The sequence below is a fragment of the Ureibacillus xyleni genome, from assembly GCF_900217795.1.
Taxonomy (GTDB): domain Bacteria; phylum Bacillota; class Bacilli; order Bacillales_A; family Planococcaceae; genus Ureibacillus; species Ureibacillus xyleni.
This window is the reverse complement of sequence record NZ_OBMQ01000026.1, coordinates 1-3740: the sequence shown is the minus strand read 5'-3', so window position 1 is coordinate 3740 and position 3740 is coordinate 1. Positions and strand designations below refer to the sequence as shown.

General features: G+C 33.8%; 5 protein-coding genes. All 5 read left to right on the top strand.

What is annotated here, in order from left to right; translation table 11 throughout:
* The first annotated feature begins 501 nt into the window (after nucleotides 1–501).
* The 5 genes from CRO00_RS19765 to CRO00_RS19745 all read left to right on the top strand — a co-directional run bounded on the left by CRO00_RS19765 (nucleotide 502) and on the right by CRO00_RS19745 (nucleotide 3494).
* Nucleotides 502–921: a hypothetical protein gene (locus tag CRO00_RS19765; protein ID WP_097075397.1), complete on the top strand. Its 420-nt coding sequence runs from the start codon at nucleotides 502–504 to the stop codon at nucleotides 919–921.
* A 10-nt stretch (nucleotides 922–931) separates the two neighbouring features.
* Nucleotides 932–1498 (top strand): DUF6434 domain-containing protein, encoded by a 567-nt coding sequence (locus tag CRO00_RS19760; RefSeq protein WP_097075396.1) that lies wholly within the window; start codon nucleotides 932–934, stop codon nucleotides 1496–1498.
* A gap of 45 nt (nucleotides 1499–1543) precedes the next feature.
* Complete coding sequence (locus CRO00_RS19755; RefSeq protein WP_097075399.1) at nucleotides 1544–2278, top strand: alpha/beta fold hydrolase; 735 nt, start codon at nucleotides 1544–1546, stop codon at nucleotides 2276–2278.
* Between the two features lie 54 nt (nucleotides 2279–2332).
* Nucleotides 2333–2962, top strand: coding sequence for a DUF421 domain-containing protein (locus CRO00_RS19750; protein WP_097075395.1), 630 nt, complete (start codon nucleotides 2333–2335; stop codon nucleotides 2960–2962).
* A gap of 124 nt (nucleotides 2963–3086) precedes the next feature.
* Nucleotides 3087–3494: a hypothetical protein gene (locus CRO00_RS19745; RefSeq protein WP_097075394.1), complete on the top strand. Its 408-nt coding sequence runs from the start codon at nucleotides 3087–3089 to the stop codon at nucleotides 3492–3494.
* Nucleotides 3495–3740: the final 246 nt, after the last annotated feature.

Sequence of the window (3740 nt, the reverse complement as noted above, 5' to 3'; positions counted from 1 at the left end):
CCAAGCCCGTGGAAAGCGAAGTGAATCCCACCTTCTATTTAGAAGCAAATAATTACTATAAATTTTTATCGGTATTTAGTTTTTCAGTGGCTTCCTATTAAATAGGGGTGATTTTTTTGTTTTGAAGTATCATATATTATTTTCGCAAAAATGATATGAAACAACGACATTAAATGAAATTGGCTTCAAAAAGAGAGAGGATATCAAAACTCATAAACGACGAATGTGGTAACATGTCAGTATATACAATTAAGGAAATTCTTACAGATCATGGGAACCTGCCATATAGTATTTGTCGTCAAAGTGATAAAGAAAAGTCTACAGCTTGGGAAATGACCACTGTGGCATCTTTTATTTGGTTCCTGAAGAGGGCGTGTCGTATATTGCAAAAAGCTCCCCATGTGAGAATTGATATGTGAAATACACTGTTTAGTTTATTGAAATAGACTTCTTTAACGAAAGGAAGTCTATTTTTTATCAATATAGAAAGTAGGAAATTTATTGAAAAAGCTCTTATTATTGATGTTACTAATAAGTATCGTGTCGGGTTGTTCGAATGAAAGCTCTAAGGATGAACAAAATGTAACGTATTTTGGACAAGGGGAAGAATGGTTTGGAACATATACGATTTCTAAAGTGAATTCATACTCTTTTGAATCGCTTTATATTCAACATATTATTGACCGCGAAAATACACCAACACTTACTAAAGATGTTGGGGAAATAGAGTATGTTCTAGATACGGGGGCGTCCAAACTAGAAAGCAATTCGCCACAACCGCTAAAGGGAATTGGAAACTTTCATACTGCTACGGAAACAAGTGAATTGTTAATCGAAGGGGATTACCCAGAACAAGCAACATTAACGATTGAGTGGAATAATCAGAAGGAAGAAATCATTCTAACAAAGCAAAGTGAATAAGGAGCAACACATGAGACCAAACCTATCAAAAGCTATTAACCTACAGGACTTTAGAAATTATTATTGGTTAAAAGAAGAATTGCAATTGTTTTGTAGGGAGAATGGGATGAGTGCATCTGGTTCGAAACAGGAGCTTTCAGAGAGAATCGTGACATTTATTTCAACAGGTGAAGTAACAAAGCCGATGCGAAAGGCAACTAAGAAAAAAATAGTGCAAGTGGATTTAAGTTTAGATACGGTCATTGTAGAAAATCATCGTTGTAGCCAAGAAGTAAGGGCTTTTTTTAAAACGATTATTCCTAATTTTCACTTTTCAACATACATACAAAGCTTTTTTAAAAATAATGTTGGAAAAAAGTATCGTAATGTTGTAAAGGCATGGGATGAAGAAGAGGAGAGGAAAAAAAGTCCTTCCTATACAAAAGAAATTGCCCCACAGTTTGAATATAATCAGTTTATTCGTGACTTTTTCGCAGACCCTAAAAATAAGGAAAAAAGCCGTAAACAAGCCATTAATGCATGGAACACGATCAAAAAGCTTCCTGGAAGTAACAAATATGTACCGACTAAAGGGTGATGCATTTTGTACTATGAAGAAATTGGTGATGAAAATGGACCGCTAATGCTGTTTTTGCATGGTGGAGGTGTAAGTGGTTGGATGTGGGAAAAACAAGTTCAATACTTTTCCCAATATCAATGTATAGTGCCAGATTTACCAGAACAAGGATCTAGCAGAAAGAGCGGAGATTTCTCCATAAGAATTAGCGCGGAACTATTAAATTCACTAATTGAAGAGAAGGCACAAAATAAAGAAGTGATTGTCATTGGCTTTTCATTAGGTGCACAAGTTGCAATTGAAATGATAAGCCAAAAGCCAACACTTATTCACTATGCCATTATTAATAGTGCTCTAGTAATACCAAATCCAGCCTTGAAGCTACTAATAAAACCTTTCATTCGACTTTCATATCCATTCATTAAAAATAAAACATTTTCAAAAATCCAAGCGAAAGCACTTTTTATAACAGATAACCAATTTGAAAAGTATTATGAAGAAAGTTCCCGTATGCCACTACCAACACTTATTCGGATACTTGAGGAAAATATGTCCTATACAATTCCGGAGCAATTTAAAACGACAACTACGAATATCCTGGTTACAGTTGGCGAAAAAGAAAATAGTATGATGAAGAAATCTGCATTAAAGATTGTTGCAAGTAATTCTAATTGTAAAGGAATTATTATTAACAAAGTAGGGCATGGGATTTCTATGGCTAATCCATATTATTTTAATGAAATGATTGAAAGTTGGATTTCCAAGAGTGAATTACCTAAAGGATATCGAGTCATCGAATAATTACGTAAAATCGGTAAAATACTATTCTTAAACACAATGTAGGGAGATTTACGAATGGATTTTGAATGGTTATGGAAGCCGATTTTAATAGTGGTTGGGGGGACACTCCTATTAAGGGTAGCAGGTAGAAAGTCAATCTCTCAAATGACGCTAGCTCAGACAGTGATTATGATTGGAATTGGTTCGTTATTAGTCCAACCAATCGCTGGTGAAGGTATTTGGACAACTTTGGCTGTAGGTGGGATTCTTGTAATAACATTAGTTTTAATGGAGTATGTACAAATTAAGTCTAATAATGTGGAGAAATTGATAACAGGAAAATCAAAAATATTAATTGAAAATGGCCAACTAAATGAGAAAAATTTAAAAAAGTTAAGGCTAACAGTAGATCAATTAGAGATGAATTTAAGGCAAAAAAGTGTATCAAATATTAGTGATGTCGAGTGGGCAACGTTAGAACCAAATGGCCAAGTTGGATTTATGTTAAAAACAGCAGCACAACCAGTTACGAAAAGAGAGTTCCAATTATTGCAACAACAGTTAAATGATGTGCTATTTCTTCTCAATTCCCAACTAGCAAATCAAATGCAACAAAATGCTCAGCCCCCAAAACAAGCCCCTAACTTGTTTACAGAAGTTGATACAAATTCAAGCAATAAAGAAAATACGAAACATTTACAATAAAGCTGATGTGATGACATTGGCTTTTTTATGTTTTTGTTTTCTAAGTATAATATTTTAGAAAAGTCACAAACTTTTAATTACTTACCTTACAACCCCGTTAGAAATGCAAAGGATGTTGGTATGAATGAATTTCCTACGTGGTGACGCCCATAAAATTTATCGCCATTTAAAAAAGGACCCAAATAATATTAAAAATCATAAATATTTGAGGGATATAAAAGAGATTCAGCAATTTTATGAATCGATTGATAGTGATATATTAAAATTAATTTATTATCGCCTCGTTAAAGAAAATAATGGTTCCGGGATGATTCCAATTTATGTTTCCTCTATTCCCTTTTTATTTTTAATATTCTCCCAAAATTTACAAGCAGTACTTTTTGTAGAAGGAAGTAGAAATTGGATGATTTTCATCTTTATTTATATAATCGGAATTACATTTAGTCTGTATCTCCACTTTCGAGAAAAGGCTTGGGCTGCATCTCATATCGAAATAATTCAAGACATACTTAAAAATAGAAAAGATGATTAGAGTCTTAATAGGGCACTGAAAAAGTCGATTTTAATAAATTTTTATAATAAAAATACGCTCAGATCTTTTAGGAAGTGGGATTCACGAAGACTCCTACGGGAACAGCTTGAGCTGAAGACCCCGCAGGAGCTTGCGACGAGGAGGCTGAAGCCAAGCCCGTGGAAAGCGAAGTGAATCCCACCTTCTATTTAGAAGCAAATAATTACTATAAATTTTTATCGGTATTTAGTTTTTCAGTGGCTTCGA

Coding starts and splice junctions, on each gene's coding strand:
- CRO00_RS19760 (WP_097075396.1), top strand. CDS start 932: ATGAGACCAAACCTATCAAAAGCTATTAACCTACAGGACTTTAGAAAT.
- CRO00_RS19745 (WP_097075394.1), top strand. CDS start 3,087: ATGAATTTCCTACGTGGTGACGCCCATAAAATTTATCGCCATTTAAAA.
- CRO00_RS19755 (WP_097075399.1), top strand. CDS start 1,544: ATGCTGTTTTTGCATGGTGGAGGTGTAAGTGGTTGGATGTGGGAAAAA.
- CRO00_RS19750 (WP_097075395.1), top strand. CDS start 2,333: ATGGATTTTGAATGGTTATGGAAGCCGATTTTAATAGTGGTTGGGGGG.